The following is a 20,259-nucleotide window of genomic DNA, read 5'->3' on the forward strand; positions in this document are numbered from 1 at the left end:
AGACACTAAGGTGTTTAAGCGGCTTTTTAAATTTGGGAATAATAAGAGGTGTAGTCCGCTAAAGGAAAGAATATATATGGAGGATTAATAGCCTGAAAGGATGATTAACACATGAAACAAGAACAAATTGAAAATTATGCCCAATTAATCGTGAAACAAGGTGTGAATCTGCAAAAGGATCAGCTGTTGGTCATACTGGCCCCGATTGAAGCAGCTAATTTTGTAAATATGCTTGCGGAAGCGGCTTATAAAGAAGGGGCAGGGCAAGTTGCCGTGAAGTGGGATGCTGCTGAACTGGACAAAGTCAGATTCCTCTATGCACAGGAAGATTCCCTCGACAAATATCCTGAATGGGACCAGGATTTTTATCTAAAGACAGCTGCAGCTGGTGCGGCTTATATAAGTGTTTATGCTGAAGACCCAGAGATGTTTAAAGGAGTTAATCCTGAGCGGATAGCAAAGGCACAAAGAGCAATGGGAAATGCCATTAAGGAATACAAGGAAAAACGAATGAGCAACCAAAACCGCTGGTCAGTTGTTTCAGTGCCAACACCGGCTTGGGCAAAAAAGGTTTTTCCAGAGCATGATACAGAAGCAGCCATTGAAAAGCTTTGGGAATTAATCTTAAAGGCAGTTAGGTCTGATCTTTCCGATCCTATAAAGGCGTGGGAAGAGCATAAGCAAAAATTAAAGCAGAGAATTGAATTCATGCACAGCAATGAAATTATAGAGCTTCATTACATAAATTCGTTAGGAACAAACCTGACTATTGAGTTCCATGAAGAGCATAAATGGGTCGGGGGTTCGGAGCATGCAGCTGATGGCGTTGAATTTATTGCCAATATGCCAACAGAAGAAATTTTCACAGTTCCCAAAAATACAGGTGTTAATGGAAAAGTGGTAGCTTCAAAGCCGCTTCATTATAACGGGAGTCTGATAGAGGATTTCTACTTCGTATTTAAAGATGGTAAAGTGGCTGAATTTGATGCCAAGATCGGAATTGAAACACTTAGTAAACTGATTGATACTGATGAGGGTTCATCAAGACTCGGAGAAGTTGCTCTCGTGCCATATCAGTCACCTATTTCAAGCATGAACACTCTTTTCTATAATACATTGTTTGATGAAAATGCCTCCTGCCATCTGGCACTCGGTAAGGCATATCCAATCAATATAAAAAACAATGAAAAGTACAGCAAGGAAGAATTGGCCGCAATGGGTGTAAATGACTCTCTTGTACATGCCGATTTCATGTTTGGCACTAGTGACCTTTCTATTGTTGGAAAAACTAAATCAGGTAAAGAAATTAAAGTATTTGAGAACGGAAACTTTGTGTTTGAGAATCAATAATTTGCAGTGTTATGAAGTAATAAAAAGCTGGTTCAAAGGGCCGTTAATCTGGTCTTTGAAGCAGCTTTTTTAGCTTAAACATATCCAATGGTTAACGTCCAGAATAGGGACCAAATTGGATGATTGTTGATTTTATATGAATGGTTTCCCCCTCTGCCGGAACTCTTAATTTGTATACATAAATTTGATACCCTTCATTTGGCGGGGCGTATAGTGCCCCCAAATGTCTCTTTGAAAGCAAAAGGGGTAACTAAAGGGGCGTATAGTGCCCCCAAATGTCTCTTCGAAAGCAAAAGGGGTAACTAAAGGGGCATATAGTGCCAGCTGTGCTTAAAGCACATGGTTGATTTTTCGCTAGGTTGATCGCCTGCGGAAAGTGAGCACGCGAGCGAAAATAACCAGTCAAGTTTAAAGGCATCCATGCAAAAGAAATGGCAAATAAATGATGAAATAAAAGGGATTTACAATTAAGCCTAATTATTAAAATGTTAATACATCTCCCTATATTTACGAGGTGGGTCTTTTTAGTATTGTTTAAGAAAGTCCAGGTCCCTTAAATGGAAAATTTTAAAAAAAGGTATGGCGATAAAGGTTTTTTTTAGAAAATATAGAATTATATAGGGTAAATATGCTTTTTTTATGAACTTTCATAAGGGGGATTTTCGTGAAGCAGGAACAAATGCGGCTTGATATAGAGAAAATTTTAAATAATATCGAAAAAGTAATGATTGGGAAGCGAAACGTTGCTGAATTAAGCCTCGTGGCTTTGCTCGCCGAAGGACACGTACTGCTGGAGGATGTGCCAGGTGTCGGTAAAACCATGATGGTTCGTGCACTTGCCAAATCTGTAAATGCGAAGTTTAAAAGGATTCAGTTTACTCCTGACCTCTTGCCATCCGATGTGACGGGTATATCTATTTATAATCCAAAGGATATGGAATTCCAATTTAGACCGGGCCCATTGATGGGAAATATTATTCTTGCAGATGAAATTAACCGTACGTCCCCAAAAACTCAATCAGCCCTTTTAGAAGGTATGGAAGAGGGCAGTGTGACGATTGACGGTGTCACCCACATACTTCAAAAGCCGTTCTTTGTTATGGCCACTCAAAACCCGATTGAATATGAAGGTACTTTTGCGCTGCCTGAGGCTCAGTTGGACCGTTTTCTTTTAAAAATGAAAATGGGTTATCCTGAAATTGGCGAAGAAATGGAAGTTTTAAACCGGGCTCAGAAAGTGCCGCCAATTGAAGATCTCACACCAGTTATAGACCTTGAAGGACTGCGTGCAATCCAGACGGAAATAAAAGAGGTTTATGTGGACAGCAGCGTCAAGCGGTATATTGTAGATATTGCGTATGGAACGAGACACCATGGAAGTGTTTATCTCGGTGCAAGCCCGCGTGGTTCCATTGCACTAATGAAGGCAGCCCAGGCTTATTCATTTATGAGGGGACGCGACTATGTTCTTCCTGATGACATCCAGTACCTTGCTCCATTTGTTTTTGCACACAGGATTATTTTGAAATCGGAAGCTAAATTTGAAGGTATTACTGCTGAGGAAGTTATTAGCCGGGTTATTGCCCGTGTGCCTGTTCCGGTTCAGAGGCTTGTGAATTAAATGGAAAAATTGTCGTCTTTATTGAAAAGAATTTGGAAGGGGCTAGTTTTATACCTGCTGTTTGCGGGGGCATTTTCCTATGCCATGTTTCAAGGGGGTTTTGTAAGCTGGTTTTTGTTTTACAGCTTTTTGCCTTTTGGGATCTACAGCCTAGGCATGGCCTTTTACCGCATAGGAGAAATAGAAGTTGAACGGCTTCTTCCTAAAACGGATTTTAACGCAGGCGAACCTTTAAAAGCTGAAATTAGAATTACAAGAAAATCTTCCTTTCCATTATTTTATCTTTTGGTTGAAGATCAGCTATCTGATGAACTTAAACAATCAAACCTCAGTAAGAACACCAAGGTTCTTCTTTTTCCGGGATTTAAAAAAGAGTTCTCCTATAAATATACAATTGACCATCTCATCCGCGGAGAACATTTCTTTCAATCTTGTAAGCTGACCACCGGGGATCCTCTTGGACTGATTGAAAAAGAAGAAAAGGCGAACGCGGAAAATAGGATTCTTGTTTATCCTGCCTATACTGATTTAATTTATCAGCCCTTTGAAAACCATTATGATCAGGGAATGACGGCTTCAAGGGAAAGAGTACAGCGGGACAGCACCATGGTCATTGGAGTAAGAGAATACCAGCCAGGCGACCGATTCTCCTGGATCAATTGGAAGGCGACCGCCAAGCGTAATGAGATAATGACGAAAGAATTTGAGCAGCGTCAGTCCCACGATGTATTTGTGATTATGGACTGCCAGCCTGATCACCGGTTTGAAACGGTTGTTTCGTTTACAGCTTCTCTTGTAAGAGCTATTTTAAAAAAGGGAGCACAAACCGGGCTGATGACGAATACAAAAGATACCGCTTCCTTCCCCATCAGGGGAGGGGAAAAGCAGATGCAGCAGATTTTTTATCATCTTGCTAAAATCAAGCCCTATCATTCCGTTCCTTTTGAAAAGATGCTGGAGACAGAGATTTTTTCAGCACATCAGTCTGTAGCTTTTATGTTAATAACAGCTAAGGTATCAAAGGAGTTAATTGAAAAAGCGGGCGCTCTTGGACAAAGAAAAGGAGCAGCAACCATTTTTCTAATGAAGGATGCAAAAGAAACACCTGATAAGAACGAAGTTACTTTAAAGGCTATGGCGAACGCCCGAGGTGTCAAACTTGTATTAGTTCATGACGGCCAGTTTGCCTCGGCTTTCTCGGAGGTGAATTTGCGATGAGAAACCAGGCAGGTGAACGAGGGAAAACCTCGATGCAATTATATGCCATTGCCTTTTTTATGCTGTGGGAATGGCTGAGACCGATTGGTAAAGTAACGGAAACCAGCTATCTGGGAGTTTTTATTGTTTTTATTGCCTTGTCCTTTGCCGGGGGCTATTTTCAAATAAACAAAGGACTGAAGGTCACAATCAAATTACTCTACATTCTGGGAAGTGTCTACAACTTCTACTATTCCGGCGGATTTTTTCATTTTAACTGGTGGAACCTCTTCTTTACTGATTTAAGTAAAAATGCAGGTTTTATTGGAAGTGGGGATTGGACTGCCCTCTCAGATCCCTTCCGGACAATTCTATTTTTTACTTTGCTGTGGCTGATGGTTTATCTGTTGCAGTATTGGCTTCTTAACCGGCAGCGAATTTTTGTGTTTTTCCTTATGACTATTATATATATAACTGTTTTGGATACTTTTACTCCATATAATGCAAAGTGGGCAATTGTAAGAACAGTTCTCGCTGGTTTTACAGTGATGGGTATACTCACCTTTTCACGGATTATTAATAAAGAGAACGTTGGAAAGGATTCTACCTCGAGGCGTAAATGGATGATTCCGCTTGCCGTTATGCTTTTTTTAAGCGGTTTTGTTGGTATGATAGCACCAAAGGCAGCACCCGTTTGGCCAGACCCTGTTCCTTTTTTAACGTCGCTTAACAACAAAAGCGGAGATGAAGGAAATTCTGGCGGCATAGCTAGAATTGGTTACGGGACTAACGACTCCAGGCTGGGAGGGCCATTTATTCCGGATAACAGTGTCGTTTTTACTGCCAACACGGAGAGCAGCCATTATTGGAAGGTCGAATCAAAAGAGGTTTATACGGGTAAGGGGTGGACTTCTCCGCGTAAAGAGGCAAGAGAACTTTTTAATAAGGACGAGGAAGTACCGTTCGGCCGTTTTCCTGGGGATATAAAAACCGAAAAGGAAAAAGTTGAACTAAACATGAATCTCCTATACAACCATATTGTATATCCTTACGGCACTGTGAAGATTAATGCAGGTAAAAATGTAAGTTTTGAAGCGGATCCTGTTTTGGAAAAGATTTATAGCTATATGCCAAACAGAGAGCCCTATCGTGCAACCCAATATTCAATGGATGTTGAGGTACCTGAATATAAGGTATCTGCTTTAAGAAGTATAACTGGAGACGAACAGACTGTGCTGTCTCCGGAGTTTATGGCTCGCTATACGCAGCTGCCAAACTCCCTACCTTCCAGGGTGAAACGGCTTGCTCAGGAAATTACGGCTGGCAAAGAAAATTGGTGGGATAAAGCAAATGCAATTGAGGATTACTTTGATCTGCCCGACTTTACCTATGATCAAAAGAAGGTAGCGGTTCCAGGAAAGAAGGATGACTACGTAGATCAATTCCTTTTCAAAACAAAGCGTGGCTACTGCGATAACTTCTCCAGTTCCATGACTGTTATGCTAAGAACACTTGGTATTCCGGCAAGATGGGTAAAAGGTTATGCGCAAGGCGAGTTTCAGAAATACGATAGCGAAAATTCCAACAGACAGGTATTCGAAGTTACCAATAATAATGCCCACTCCTGGGTTGAAGTTTATTTTCCAGGGCAGGGATGGATTCCTTTCGAGCCAACCAAGGGCTTTGATAACAGTATTAAGCTGAACTATGAGATTAATTCCCACTCAACAAATAAATCTGAGGCGGCACCTGTTACGATCCAGAAAAAAACCCCGAAAAACAGGCTTGAAGAAATGGAGAAAAACACGGTTAAAAGTAAAGCCGTTAAAAAGGAAGAAACGGCCTTGAAAAAGGCAACTGTTTTTATTCAGATGCAATGGTTAAAAGTGCTGCTTGGATTTTTGGCTATAGGTATTCTTGCATATTTATTGTATAACATTCGCTACCGATGGCTGCCTCACTACTTCATCTTCCTGTTTAAGTGGAGAAAAAACGATACTCAATTTGCGAAGGCCTATATGGTATTGCTAAAGCAGCTCGAACGGTATGGTCTAAAACGTAGAGACGATCAAACATTAAGAAGCTATGCCAAATATGTCGATTCTTTTTTTACTAGCAATGAAATGGGTCGTCTGACAAACCGTTATGAGCAGATGATTTACAACAACAGCTTGCCTAAAGGAAGCTGGAATGAAAATAGGGAATTATGGGAAAATTTAATTAAAAAGACAATTGCTTGACCTGAAATTTAATCTATTGCTACAATATTAATCAAATTTAATATTGTGCGTTACCTTCATATATCCTCGATGATATGGATCGAAAGTCTCTACCGGGCCGCCGTAAATGGCCTGACTATGAAGGCAGAAATTTCTTTTATTAAAATCTAAGAAAACTGGAATTCTGCCTTCGTTTATTTTTATACGGGCAAATTTTAGTTTTCTTTTTTTATGCCTATTAAAATAGAGAGAGGCTTTTTATGCAAAGTTTTCTTAAAGGATGAAATGTTTTTGTACTGAAGGCAAAAGATAAGAGGAAGAAATAGAAGAAAGAGGTGGCCGTTTTGACGGGGAAAATAGAGCTTCAAAACCAAGAGAAAATAGTGGTTCTGGACTTTGGGAGCCAATATAATCAGTTAATTACCAGGCGGATTCGTGAGTTGGGTGTATACAGTGAACTGCATCCTCATACGATTACAGCTGAAGAAATAAAGGAAATGAACCCAAAGGGGATCATTTTCTCAGGTGGCCCAAACAGTGTTTATGATGAAAACTCGTTCCGCTGTGATGAGCGTATTTTTGATTTGGGTCTTCCTATCCTTGGTATTTGTTATGGGATGCAGCTAATGACTGTTCATTTTGGCGGAAGAGTGGAAAAGGCAAAAAATCGTGAATATGGCAAAGCATTATTAACCCTGGAGCATGAGTCCAAAATTTACAAAGGATTGCCTAGAGAGCAAATTGTATGGATGAGCCATGGAGATCTTGTTATGGAGGCGCCAGAAGGCTTTAAGGTAGACGGAATTAACCCTTCATGTCCAATTGCGGCTATGAGTGATGAAGAACGGCGCTTATACGCAGTTCAATTCCATCCTGAAGTTCGCCATTCCATGTACGGAAATGAACTTCTTAAAAACTTTGTTTTTGAGGTTTGTGAGTGTAAGGGTAAATGGTCGATGGAGAACTTTATTGAAATTGAAATGGAAAAGATCCGGCAGACTGTTGGAGATAGAAACGTTTTATGTGCCCTTAGCGGCGGTGTGGATTCATCCGTTGTCGCGGTTTTAATCCATAAAGCTATAGGCGACCAGCTTACATGTATTTTTGTAGACCATGGCCTGCTTCGCAAAGATGAAGCTGATCAGGTAATGAAAACATTTGCTGATGGGTTCAACATGAATGTTATTAAAATTGATGCAAAAGATCGCTTCCTTGGCAAATTAAAGGGAGTTTCCGACCCGGAACAAAAGCGGAAAATCATCGGCAACGAATTCATTTATGTGTTTGATGATGAAGCAGCCAAGCTTGAGGGAATCGATTTTCTTGCTCAAGGTACTCTTTATACTGACATTATTGAGAGCGGAACAGCTACTGCGCAAACAATAAAATCCCACCACAATGTGGGCGGGCTTCCGGAAGACATGCAATTTACTTTAATCGAGCCATTAAATACTTTGTTTAAAGATGAGGTTCGTGCTCTTGGTACAGAGCTTGGCATACCTGATGAGATTGTCTGGAGACAGCCATTCCCTGGACCAGGACTTGGAATAAGGGTTCTAGGAGAAATTTCTGATGAAAAGCTTGAGATTGTTAGGGAGTCAGACGCTATCTTGCGCGATGAAGTGAAAAAAGCCGGCCTTGAGAGGGAAATTTGGCAGTACTTCACGGTTCTTCCTGATATCAGAAGTGTTGGAGTAATGGGGGATGCCCGCACTTATGATTACACAATTGGAATCCGTGCTGTTACATCCATTGATGGAATGACCTCAGACTGGGCGAGAATTCCCTGGGACGTACTAGAGGTGATTTCGACAAGAATTGTTAATGAGGTTCCTCATGTAAACCGGGTCGTTTATGATATAACCAGTAAGCCACCTGCAACAATTGAATGGGAATAGTTTCTTAATATACGAATGTTAAGTTGTAGAAATTTGTAAAATGTTCGTGTTTTATGTTGACATAGTACTTTTTTCCTGTTAAAATCCAGATAGATTAATGAAAAACATACGCATCGTATAATGTTGGGAATAAGGCCCAAAAGTTTCTACCAAGCTACCGTAAATGGCTTGACTACGAGGCAGTGTCAGATTAAGGAATGTTTCCTCTTTCCTTTTTGTGGTTTATACACATGCCAAAGTCAGCGCTCCGGTAGAATGGAGCGCTTTTTTATTTCTTTTTTGGGGAACGACAATACGGATCGCGATGTATTTACAAGAAACAGGGGGAAAGAGAAATGAAAAAGTATTTCCAATTTGAAGAGCTCGGTACAAATTACCGCCGTGAAACGATGGGAGGAATCACTACCTTCCTTGCAATGGCGTATATACTTATCGTAAATCCGATCACATTAACACTTCAGAATATTAAAGGTCTTCCGGCTGTAATGCATATGGACTACGGTGCCGTTTTTGTCGCAACAGCATTAGCTGCTGCGATTGGATCAATTGTAATGGGCTTGCTTGCGCGTTATCCGCTGGCGTTGGCACCTGGTATGGGATTAAATGCATTCTTTGCCTATTCTGTACTGCTTGGAAGCAAAATCCCTTGGCAGCACGCGCTCGGTGCTGTATTTATTTCCGGTGTGTTCTTCTTTTTACTGACTGCAACAGGCTTACGTGAAAAAATAATAAATGCCATTCCAGTTGAATTAAAACACGCCGTTGGAGCGGGAATTGGTTTATTTATTACCTTTATAGGTTTCCAAAACGCAGGTATTATAGTTAAAAATGATGCAACACTTGTTGGTTTAGGTGATTTTTCAAATGGCAACACTTTATTAGCGATTTTTGGTATTATAATAACCGTTATTTTAATGACGAGAGGCATTAAGGGTGGAGTATTTTACGGAATGATCATTACGGTTATCGTAGGTATGATTTTTGGTCTTATTGATACACCGCATAAAGTAGTTTCTGCAGTGCCAAGTATTAAACCAACTTTTGGAGCAGTTTTTAGTTCTTTTGGTGACAGTTCTTTCTATACAACATCAATGCTTGGTATTATTCTTACATTCTTATTCGTTGATTTCTTTGATAACGCAGGTACATTGGTTGCAGTTGCCAACCAGGCGGGGTTAATGAAGGACAATAAACTTCCTCGAGCAGGAAAAGCATTATTTGCAGATTCCATCGCATCTATTGCTGGTTCTATCCTTGGAACTTCTACAACAACATCATACATTGAATCATCTGCTGGGGTTGCAGCAGGAGCAAAAACAGGGTTTGCGTCATTAGTTACAGCAGCACTTTTCATCCTGTCACTTTTCTTCTTCCCGTTATTATCTGTAGTAACAGCACCGGTTACAGCACCTGCCCTTGTCATTGTAGGTGTGCTGATGGTTTCATCTTTAGGAAAAATTGATTGGACTAAGTTTGAAATTGCAGTCCCAGCTTTCCTAACTATTATTGCAATGCCTCTTTCTTATAGCATTGCAACTGGTATTGCCGTTGGTTTTATCTTCTATCCAATTACAATGCTGGTTAAAGGACGGGTAAAGGAAATTAACCCAATTATGTATGTGTTTTTCGTGATTTTCGTCCTTTATTTTATCTTCCTGAAGTAATTTTTATATTGCGAAAGAAGCCGCGATGGTTCGCGGTTTTTTTCTTTTAAAAAGAATGATAGTATTATAAATGGAATCTTAATTAAAGGAGAGAGATCATGGAGAAAATATTCATTTTCGGCCATAAAAATCCGGACACAGACACCATTTGTTCCGCGATCACTTATGCTGATTTAAAAAATAAATTGGGCTTCAATGCTGAACCTGTCCGCTTGGGTACAGTAAGCGAAGAAACACAATTTGCGCTTGATCATTTTGGGATGACTGCACCCCGTCTTGTTGAAAAAGTTGCAGCCGAAGTAAAAGAGGTTATTTTAGTAGACCATAATGAGCGTCAGCAAAGTGCTGATGATCTGGAAGAGGTCCGTGTAGCAGAAGTTATTGACCACCATCGTGTTGCTAACTTTGAGACAAAGGATCCTTTATACTTCCGTGTTGAGCCAGTTGGCTGTACGGCTACAATTTTAAATAAAATGTACAAAGAAAACGGTGTTAACATCGAAAAGTCAATTGCAGGTTTAATGCTTTCCGCTATCATTTCTGACACACTTTTGTTTAAATCTCCAACCTGTACACAACAGGATATCGACGCTGCGCGTGAACTAGCTGAAATCGCCGGTGTTGATGCAGACTCCTATGGACTATCTATGTTAAAAGCAGGAGCTAACCTAAACGATAAATCTGTTAAGGACCTGATTTCATTAGATGCTAAAGTTTTTCCAATGGGAAATGCGAAGGTAGAAATAGCACAGGTGAATGCCGTTGACACAAATGATGTTCTTTCCCGCCAAAAAGAAGTTGAGGAAGTTATCAACACTGTAATAGAGGAAAAGAATTTAGACTTATTTGTTTTTGTTGTAACTGACATTTTAACAAATGATTCTGTGGTTTTGGCTCTTGGTAAGGGAGTCGCAAATGTTGAAAAAGCATTCAATATAACTTTAGATAATAACATTGCCGTTCTAAAAGGTGTTGTATCCCGTAAAAAACAAATTGTTCCGCCGTTAACTGCGTCCTTCGAATAATAGTTTCAGTAAGACCGTCTTTCAGGCGGTCTTTTTATTTTTCGACAATCAAGAGAATTTTAATGTAGAATGATTGACTTCTTTGTTTCCCATGACTAACATGAAAATCAGACTAAATACAATTTGTGCGAGGGAGTGGCAGGATGAATTTTATAGTTAAAAAAGTGTTAAATAATAATGTAATCATCGCTGCTCACGAATCGTACGGGGAAGTCGTCATTATTGGTAAAGGGATTGGTTTTAACAGAAAGCGGGATGATATCATCGAATCCTATTCTGTTGAAAAACTCTTTGTTTTAAGAAATGAAAAAGAGCAGGCAAACTATATAAAACTTTTGCCCTTTTTGCAGACCGATCTCCAGGAAGTTATTATATCTGCAATTGAGCTTATTAAACAAAGGACAGGCAATTCACTAAATGAGCATATTCATGTTGCTTTAACAGATCATATTATGTTTGCCATTAATAGGATTTCAACCGGGATGGAAATGAAAAATCCTTTTTTGATTGAAACGAAAACGCTTTATCCGATCGAATATGATATAGCTGCAGAAGTTGTGGAGCTTTTAAAGGATAAAATACATGTGGACCTTCCTAAAGGCGAGATAGGTTTTATAGCTCTTCATATCCATAGTGCAATTGCAAATAAAAATTTATCAGAGGTTAACCAGCATTCTCAGCTGGTCAGCAGGCTCATTGATATGACGGAAGAGCAGCTAGACATCGAAATAGATAAGGAAAGCGTAGATTATATGAGGCTAGTCCGCCATCTTCGCTTTACTATTGAAAGAGTAAATAATGGAGAAAAAGTGAACGAGCCAGAAAAAATTGCTTTTCTATTGAAAGAGGAATACCCTGTGTGTTACAATCTCTCGTGGAAGCTCATTAAGGTAATGCAGCAAACGCTAAAAAAACCTGTATTCGATGCAGAAGCTGTTTATTTAACCATGCATCTGCAAAGGCTTCAGAAAAAAGTGAAATAGTTATTATCTTTCCACGTGTTACTGATTCGATCAGGCATGAGTGAAGAAGATAATTGAAATGGAATTTTTGGGGTAATATATCCCTATGTAATTTCCATCAATTGTTTTCTTTCCTCATGCCTTTTTTATTTTTAGCGCTTTTGCTTGAAAACGCTTAATGGGTAAAAAATTATTAGGAGGTACTTCTATGTTTAAGAAAGCATTTGGCGTCTTGCAAAAAGTCGGTAAAGCATTAATGCTTCCGGTAGCGATCCTTCCGGCAGCAGGTATTTTACTGGCATTTGGTAACTTATTACAAAATCCAGCTTTACTTGATATGGCTCCATTTCTTCATAATCACGCGATTAGCATGGTTGCAAAAATCATGGAACAGGCTGGAGGGATTGTTTTTAGTAACCTTGCCTTGTTGTTTGCAGTTGGGGTAGCGGTAGGTCTTGCTGGAGGAGAAGGTGTTGCCGGTCTTGCGGCTATCGTTGGTTTCTTGATTCTAAATGTAACTATGGGTACTGCTTTGGGGATTGATGATCAATCATTAAAATCCAACCCACAAAGCTACGCGGCCATTCTTGGTATCCCGACACTGCAAACTGGTGTATTTGGAGGTATCATCGTCGGTATTCTCGCTGCATCTATGTATAATCGATTTTACGAAATTGAACTTCCATCCTATTTAGGATTTTTTTCGGGAAAACGTTTTGTTCCAATTGTAACAGCGGCAAGTGCTTTAGTGCTTGGATTAATTATGATTGTTATCTGGCCGCCAATTCAAACTGGCTTAAATGCTTTTTCTAACAATATGGTTAATGCGAATTTAACCCTTTCTGCTTTTATTTTTGGTGTAATTGAACGCTCTTTAATTCCTTTCGGGTTGCATCATATTTTTTATGCTCCTTTCTGGTTTGAGTTTGGAAGTTATACAAACAATGCAGGTGTAGTGGTCCATGGGGATCAACATATTTTCATGGAACAGATTAAAGATCGAGTACAAAATCTTACAGCAGGAACATTTATGACAGGGAAATATCCATTTATGATGTTCGGACTACCTGCAGCTGCTTTGGCAATTTACCAGGAAGCTAGGCCTGAGAAAAAGAAATTTGTAGCAGGTTTAATGGGTTCTGCTGCTTTGACATCTTTCCTTACTGGTATTACAGAACCAATTGAATTCTCATTCCTGTTTGTAGCACCAGTTTTATTTGGTATCCATGCAGTTTTTGCTGGTCTATCGTTTATGGTTATGCACCTTTTAGATGTAAAAATAGGCATGACTTTCTCCGGTGGACTAATTGATTATGTATTGTTCGGATTATTTTATCCTCAAACCCATGCCTGGCTTGTTATTCCAGTGGGGCTAGTATTTGCAGTTATTTATTACTTCGGTTTCCGTTTCGCAATCCGTAAGTTTAACCTCATGACACCGGGACGCGAACAAGATACAGACGAGGATGCTGAAGAAGGAAAACCTGCCACGGCGGCTGGTGATCTTGCTTCGAATATCCTTGATGCAATGGGCGGACAAGAGAACATTGCTCACCTGGATGCATGTATTACACGTCTTCGTGTTTCTGTAAACGATGCAAAAAATGTTGATAAAGACCGTTTGAAAAAGCTCGGTGCTGCTGGTGTCCTTGAAGTAGGAAACAACATCCAGGCTATCTTTGGCCCTCGTTCCGAAACAATTAAAGGCCAAATGAAAGACATCATGAGTGGTAAAAGACCAAGAGCTGTAGAGCCTGTCTCCCCACAAACTGGTGTAGAAAAGCAGATCGAAGAAGTAAATCCAGCAGCACTTCAAAACGAAGTAATTGGTGAAGAAGTATTCTTTGCTCCTCTTAAAGGAGAAGTGGTACCTATTACGGAAGTTCCTGATCAGGTATTTTCCGGTAAGATGATGGGTGACGGATTTGCGATTATTCCGGAAGAAGGATTAATTGTTGCTCCTGTTGATGGAAAAATCATTAACCTGTTTCCTACAAAGCATGCATTAGGAATTCTTTCAGATGCAGGCCGTGAAATCCTGATACACGTTGGTATTGATACAGTAAATCTTAAAGGACAAGGTTTCGAGACATTGGTCGCAGAAAATGACCGGATTGTTAAAGGCCAGCCTTTATTAAAAGTAGATCTTGATTACATCAAAAATAATGCAACTTCAACTATTACACCAATCGTTTTTACAAACTTAAAAGAAAGCGAGCATGTAGTTATTGAGAAATCAGGTAAAGTTGATGCTAAAGAAGAAGGGATTGTAAAAATTACTGAATAACAATCTTTTTTAATTTAGCCACAAAGTAGTTCGTTTACGTTTATGTAAATGGCGGATAATTATCTTTTGGGTAAATTGTAGACAATATAAAAGGGCTAGCTCTTACTAAGGAAAGAGCTAGCCCAATTTAAAAACAAGAGATAAACATATGATCTGTTATATTATTTTTGAGGGACAGGAATATCTTGATGTTCATTTGATTCAACGACTTCATTCGAAAATAGATCCTGAAGTTCATTTAATTCTAATGAATTTGCTATTTGTCTGAATAAAGAATATATGTGATTAAATCTAGGATCAATTAAACTGAAATATGTTTCGTTAATTTTTATACTCTGAAATGACTTATATAAAAAATTAGCTATTTCCATTCTTGTTTCATTAAAAAGAACCAATGTTTTATAAAAGTGCACATCTACAAGTTGTTCATTATATTGTTCTAATATTGGTATTAAAATTTTTGCTCTGTTTATATTAGCCATATCCATATTAATGGATATTTGCAACAGCAAATTTTGCAGATAATAAGATTTATTATCTGAAATTTCATAAAGGGTGAAACCCTTTTCCAAGTAATGAAGGCATTTTTGAGCATTCTCTTTTGGAGATAAATGATATAAACTTCTTGCCAAGTAATAATACCATTTAGGATTATTCGGTTCCTGTTCTATCATTCTAGTTTCGAGAAGATAGTTACGCTCTTTCTTTTTCTTTTGTTCTAATTCCTCAGGCGTATACCCATCGTGTGTAATTTCTACCTTCATGTTTAAACTCACAGGTATCTTTCCATTAGGCAAGAGAGGTTCCTCGTGAACTACACCATTAAAGCGAATTCCTGTAGAGCTAGAAAAGAATCTTCTATTGTCAGTTGTAAGTGTTCTATCGTACTCATAAATAACAGGGCTTAAAACCACATCTACTTTAAGAAAATTTACTAGTTTAGCGATACGTTTTAACTTGCTTTTATTTTCCTTAAGAAAAACATTATCAGCATCAATAAAATATATCCAGTCATTATGTGACAATTCTATAATTTCATTCCTATGAAAAGAAAAATCATACTTCCAGTTTCTCGAATGTAATTCAATATTGTTATATTCCTGGTTAATAATATTTAGAGTTTTATCCGTGGAACCAGTATCTAAAACAATTATTTGGTCAAACTCTCCGACTACGGAGTCCAAAACTCTTCTAATATTTTTTTCCTCATTTAAGGTTAAAATTCCACAGGTTAATTTTGGTTCTTCTTCTTTTTCGTATCGTAATATGAATTCTTCTAAGTCTTCTGATTGATTACTAATTAATTCAAAAAGTACTTCCTGATCCACTATTAGAGAAATGTCTTTGTAAAAATTTGAACTCTCAAATTTAGATTCCAATTCTAACTTATAATTTTGAAAGCTCATGAATGTCTCCTTTTGATGAATGGTGTTTTTAGGAGTCGGAATTTCTCTGTAATTGTTTAGAGAATCTATGTTTATCACTTGATCAAATCGATCGTGTTGTAACTCTTTATGGGATATATAAATTATTGTCAGGTCAGATTTATATAACTCTTCCATTATAGAATTCACTGTTTCTTGGTCAACATTGCTGAGAGTCTCATCCAAAATTAAAAGTTCTGGTTTCTGAATTAATGCACGCGCTAAATTGATACGTTGTTTTTGACCTGATGATAAATTGCCACCATCTTCGTAAACCCTGGTATATATTCCTGCTGAAAGGCTGTGTATGAGATCCTCTAATTTAGTTATCCTTACAGCCTTTTTAATTTCCATTTCATCTGCAGTAAAACCCATGCAGATATTCTCAAACAGAGTACCATCAAACATTAAGGGTTGGCTGCCAACGTATGTTATCTTTTCTCTTAAATTTTTAGTACTGTGTTTGTTAATGTCTACACCATTGATAAATACTTGATTATCATCGCAATCAATTAATTTTGCAATGATTTTAGTTATAGTAGACTTTCCAGATCCGCTTTTTCCAATTAATGCGATTTTCTCTCCTTTTTTAATGTTTAAATCTGGAAGTTCGATTGTAATTGTGCCTAAGTTATACCCAAATTTTAATTTTGATATTTTGATATTCTGAAGTTTTTCAAAAAGAAACTTCCCATTGGTTGACAAGGGATACTCTAAGATATCAGCAAAGCGTTTAACTGCCACCATAGCCTCTTGAAAATCGATTTGAAAGTCAACTAAGTTATTTACTGAGGAAATTACAAAATTTAAAAGAGTAACATACAATACTAATTCGCCGATGGTTAAGTTACCTTTTATTATTTCATAAGACCCATTAAAAATGATTAAAAGAAAAAAGATGTTAAGCAATAAGGATTTTATAGCTCCGCTTTGATTTTCAATTGTCCTAAGTTTAATGAGAGCATCTTGTTCATCAGTTATTCTATTGGTTACATTATTAATAAAATAGCTTGACTTATTAAAAGAAAAAATAGATTCCATATTACTTAAAAATTGAACCATGAAAGAATTAACTCTTGCCTTCGATTCCAAGAACAATTTAACCCTCTTTTCTATTAAAGGATAAAAGAGGAGAGAAATAATCATGAATGAAATACAGGCTATCAGCGTAAAAACAAATATCTTTTTGTTTAAAAAGAATAAAAGGGAGCCCGCTATTAAAGAAATAGAGACATCAAGAACATTGCCTATTGCTGTTTTGTTCAATGTTTCGCGAATGTGTATAGAGTCGTCAAATCTTGAGATTAATTCACCACTACTTCGTTTTGAGTGAAAATCGGGACGAATTTTTATTAGATGGCCAAAAAAGTCACTTGCAATCTTTAAGTCTATTTTATTGGACATTTTAACAATAATTTGAGATCGTAAATAACCAAAAGAGGTAAAAAGCAGATTGATAAGTATAAAAGTTATTAAAAATATATTTAATTCATTGAGAGCTTTTTTAGGAATAAAATAATCAATAATTAACTTAAAGAAATATGAATTCATGGCATTTATTAATATAAAAACTATAGAAAGAAGAATTATAGTAATAAATTCTTTTTTGTTTTCAATAAATAACTGCTTAAACATTTCGCTAATATTAAAATTTGATTTATATTTTGTCTTTTCACTGTCATTTAAATTTAATCCATCTATTATTGGTAAAATAAATATACCAGTAGATAATTCTTTAAACTTGTTAAAGTTTATTTTTGTTTGTTTTTTCTCATTCGGGTCACTTATTAGAAGAGTTTTATTATGTACTTCATGAATTACAATATAATGATTTCGTTCTTGGTTGCTAACGAGTGCAATACATGGTGTTTCTATTTCGTTAATAGAAGATAGTAAGTCTTCTCCTACGTGTTTAAATGTTCTGCAGTTTATATTTACTTTTTTAAACAACAATACAATATCTTTTATAGAATATTCATCATTTGTGTAATGTAAGTCCTTTAGAAAACTATAACTGTGTTCAATATTAAACTTTTTTAAAATGACTGAAACCGAAGCCAAACCACAATCACTTTTCCCTTGTTGAGTAACATGGTGTTTTTTGTATTTCATTATCTTACCTCTTTATAATAAAAGTAAGAGGAATTCCCAAAAGAATTCCTCTTCTCACTTGTTCTGTCTTGTTCTGTTTTGAGATAATTATTTCTTGCAGTATTTTTTAGACTGCTGAAGATAAATAGATTGGTCTCCGCAGCCATGATTAGAAACTAAGTTTCCAAAGGAACCATAGTTATAAGCAGTGCAAGCATAAGCATCCGAATGAGTCCACTTTTGAATTTTTGCCCAAGTGTTACTAATCCAACCAGCTCCAGAGTAATTATCAAGCTCTTCAAAATTCAATTCTACAAATTTTTCGCTTTTTCCATTCATTACCATAACCTCCTTTTCTATTATATTAATAAATTTATTTCGAAAAATCAATATAAAATTTTACAATTTTTTCATTATTCACTATTTATCGAGTTTTAATTCGTGCTTTTTTGAATTGCCTTTAATGGTAAAAGTTATTGAATAACATTTTATAATAGGAATGAGAAAATTTGGAGTATAAGTAAGTATAAAGCTTCATAGTATTCAGTCACACTCAAAAGAAATGTTTCAAAAAAATTCCTTATATATAATGTTATATATATGATTCCTATGATCTCTAAAAAGTATTACTTATATTTATACCTAAGGAACTAGACTCTTGCATTTTTACTCCGAACACCTGAAAAAGGGCATACGGGGAGCGTCTCTCGAAAAGGCCATTTTTTAAGCGGCGAGCTTCAGGGTTTTTAAAAGCTTTTTAAAAGGTGTCTGCGCCAGGCCTTCCTGGTAAACATAGAGAACCAGTTGCCCAAAGTAATCATTCCGGATCCGCCTGACCGTGTCCCATAAGGTGTGGAACGAGTCTGTGGACCATTCATAGCGCTGGATCTCCAGGAAATTTTGGGTCAGATACTGAATGGCCCAGTACCGTTCAATGGCTTTAAACGAAAGAACCTGATATTGGTCAAAGCCCAACAACTCCTTGAAATACCGGTATCCTGTTTCGATTTCCAATCGCACCTGGTAGTATTTCAGGATGGTCACGACATCAAGAGTCACATCGGTGCACAAGATACTGAATGGAGCCTTCTCCCGGATGAATTTGTTTTCCCAGGATAAAAGGAGTTTGACATTTTCTATTTCTGAAAGGGGCCCTTCATATTCATAAATCCGGTATTTCCCCTTACCCCTCACTGTTACGGAGCGAAGGTCGGCGTTTTCCAAATACCGTGAAGCAAACTCAGAGATGCCAATGCGAACCCCTTTGGGGTAAATAATTCTGTTGGATTTGACTGCAGAAATGACATGGAACCCTTTTTGATTGCAGATGTCTACCACCTTCCTCGTTGTGTACCAGCTGTCAAAAAGCACATAGACCAGTTCATCCGGATTTGCAGGAAATGCCTTAATCAAATCGGCTGCGAGATCAAGCTTGCTTTTTAAACTCCATGTCATTTTCCATGCAGTATTCCTTTCGGAAATAGGGCCGGTAATCCCAGGAAAGGGAATGTCCTTCGGCAATTACATGGGAAGTGACAACGCAATGGGCCCAGACGCTCTTTCCGTCTGTGTGTGAATGGTGGTATTCAAGCCTTTCCATCTTCTTCGATGAGGGAGTCTTTGGACAGTTGGTATCGTCGATGAATCAGGAAAAAGATTGGCCGTAAGTCACGGCTTTCCTTCCGGCCTGGCGTAACCTCGACATCAGATGGTCCATCCTTCTCCTCTGCATCCTGTTAGGAGACCAGGGAGATTCTTTGAGGAATCTGGTCATACAGCTAAGGTCGCGTGCATTCCGTGAACTCTTCCGAATCTGGGAAACAGTCTTCCGGCCCTCACACAAAATGATGCCATGCATGAATGAAATAAGGTGTTTCATTTGGGGCTTTGACAATGCGGGACCGAGGGCCAGGACAAACTTGACGAGTGCAGGATAGGAAGTTACCATAAACCTATGACATCTCCTTTTTCTGGGGTTTTGGTTTGTGTGGTAACATTCCATTTCCACTAAAAGTGAGGTGTCATTCTTATTTTTACGCACTTTCCAAAACTAGTCATAAACCGACAGATTCATCCACAATATTTTTGCAAGATTCAAGTAAGAAATATAATAAGCATATTCCGTTATTTTTTTGCTTCCTGTAAGTTGTTAAATGGAAATAAAAGGATTCAGAAAACGTGTTGACGGAATGGGTTTATCGTTGTATTATAGATGAACAGTCGCTGATGACGAGTTAACAACATCAACTTGTTGATAACAATATCATAAATTGTGTTTTTAGTTTTAAGTGGTTATCATCATAATCAACTTAAATACTTTTAAAAATGTTGTTGACATAGCGACGGTAAGATGATATATTAATAAAGTTGCTTCTGAGCAACACATTAATATTGATTGCTCTTTGAAAACTAAACAAACAAAGCGTGAACAAACAAACAATAATATGATGAATTTATTCATCAGCCAACGTAACTTTATGAGCTAAACTCATACTCTTTATCGGAGAGTTTGATCCTGGCT

At 37.7% G+C, this 20,259-nt stretch carries 12 protein-coding genes and 2 riboswitches; of the genes, 9 read left to right on the forward strand and 3 right to left on the reverse strand.

Features of this window, described 5'->3' with window-relative positions:
• Positions 1–111 precede the first annotated feature (111 nt).
• The 9 genes from G8761_RS22285 to ptsG all read left to right on the forward strand — a co-directional run bounded on the left by G8761_RS22285 (position 112) and on the right by ptsG (position 14,223).
• Positions 112–1,350 (forward strand): aminopeptidase, encoded by a 1,239-nt coding sequence (locus tag G8761_RS22285; protein ID WP_166030157.1) that lies wholly within the window; start codon positions 112–114, stop codon positions 1,348–1,350.
• Between the two features lie 679 nt (positions 1,351–2,029).
• Positions 2,030–2,971, forward strand: a complete 942-nt coding sequence (locus tag G8761_RS22290; protein ID WP_166030169.1) for an AAA family ATPase — start codon at positions 2,030–2,032, stop codon at positions 2,969–2,971.
• A complete protein-coding gene (locus G8761_RS22295; RefSeq protein ID WP_166030158.1) occupies positions 2,972–4,189 on the forward strand; it encodes a DUF58 domain-containing protein in 1,218 nt (405 codons plus the stop codon).
• Positions 4,186–6,408, forward strand: a complete 2,223-nt coding sequence (locus tag G8761_RS22300) for a transglutaminase TgpA family protein (RefSeq protein WP_166030159.1) — start codon at positions 4,186–4,188, stop codon at positions 6,406–6,408. Before G8761_RS22295 ends, G8761_RS22300 begins: the two co-directional genes overlap by 4 nt.
• Before the next feature lie 36 nt (positions 6,409–6,444).
• Positions 6,445–6,546: riboswitch (purine riboswitch) on the forward strand.
• 185 nt (positions 6,547–6,731) lie between these two features.
• Entirely contained in the window at positions 6,732–8,285 is a 1,554-nt protein-coding gene (gene guaA / locus G8761_RS22305) for a glutamine-hydrolyzing GMP synthase (RefSeq protein WP_166030160.1), read from the forward strand.
• 93 nt (positions 8,286–8,378) lie between these two features.
• Positions 8,379–8,480, forward strand: a riboswitch (purine riboswitch).
• Positions 8,481–8,620: 140 nt separating this feature from the next.
• The gene (locus G8761_RS22310; RefSeq protein ID WP_166030161.1) at positions 8,621–9,949 is read left to right on the forward strand and encodes an NCS2 family permease; all 1,329 of its coding nucleotides are present in this window, start codon (positions 8,621–8,623) and stop codon (positions 9,947–9,949) included.
• A gap of 98 nt (positions 9,950–10,047) precedes the next feature.
• A complete protein-coding gene (locus tag G8761_RS22315) occupies positions 10,048–10,974 on the forward strand; it encodes a manganese-dependent inorganic pyrophosphatase (protein WP_166030162.1) in 927 nt (308 codons plus the stop codon).
• A 143-nt stretch (positions 10,975–11,117) separates the two neighbouring features.
• Complete coding sequence (glcT, locus tag G8761_RS22320) at positions 11,118–11,957, forward strand: glucose PTS transporter transcription antiterminator GlcT (protein ID WP_166030163.1); 840 nt, start codon at positions 11,118–11,120, stop codon at positions 11,955–11,957.
• 187 nt (positions 11,958–12,144) lie between these two features.
• The gene (gene ptsG, locus G8761_RS22325) at positions 12,145–14,223 is read left to right on the forward strand and encodes a glucose-specific PTS transporter subunit IIBC (RefSeq protein WP_166030164.1); all 2,079 of its coding nucleotides are present in this window, start codon (positions 12,145–12,147) and stop codon (positions 14,221–14,223) included.
• 161 nt (positions 14,224–14,384) lie between these two features.
• Here ptsG and G8761_RS22330 read toward each other — a convergent pair whose 3' ends face one another.
• The 3 genes from G8761_RS22330 to G8761_RS22340 form a co-directional block, all read right to left on the reverse strand.
• Positions 14,385–17,759, reverse strand: a complete 3,375-nt coding sequence (locus G8761_RS22330; protein ID WP_166030165.1) for an ABC transporter transmembrane domain-containing protein — start codon at positions 17,757–17,759, stop codon at positions 14,385–14,387.
• An 87-nt stretch (positions 17,760–17,846) separates the two neighbouring features.
• Complete coding sequence (locus tag G8761_RS22335) at positions 17,847–18,077, reverse strand: hypothetical protein (protein ID WP_166030166.1); 231 nt, start codon at positions 18,075–18,077, stop codon at positions 17,847–17,849.
• 384 nt (positions 18,078–18,461) lie between these two features.
• Positions 18,462–19,193, reverse strand: a complete 732-nt coding sequence (locus tag G8761_RS22340) for a transposase (protein WP_166030167.1) — start codon at positions 19,191–19,193, stop codon at positions 18,462–18,464.
• Between the last annotated feature and the right edge of the window lie 1,066 nt (positions 19,194–20,259).

The sequence above is a fragment of the Neobacillus terrae genome, assembly GCF_011393025.1.
Lineage (GTDB): Bacteria > Bacillota > Bacilli > Bacillales > Cytobacillaceae > Neobacillus_A > Neobacillus_A terrae.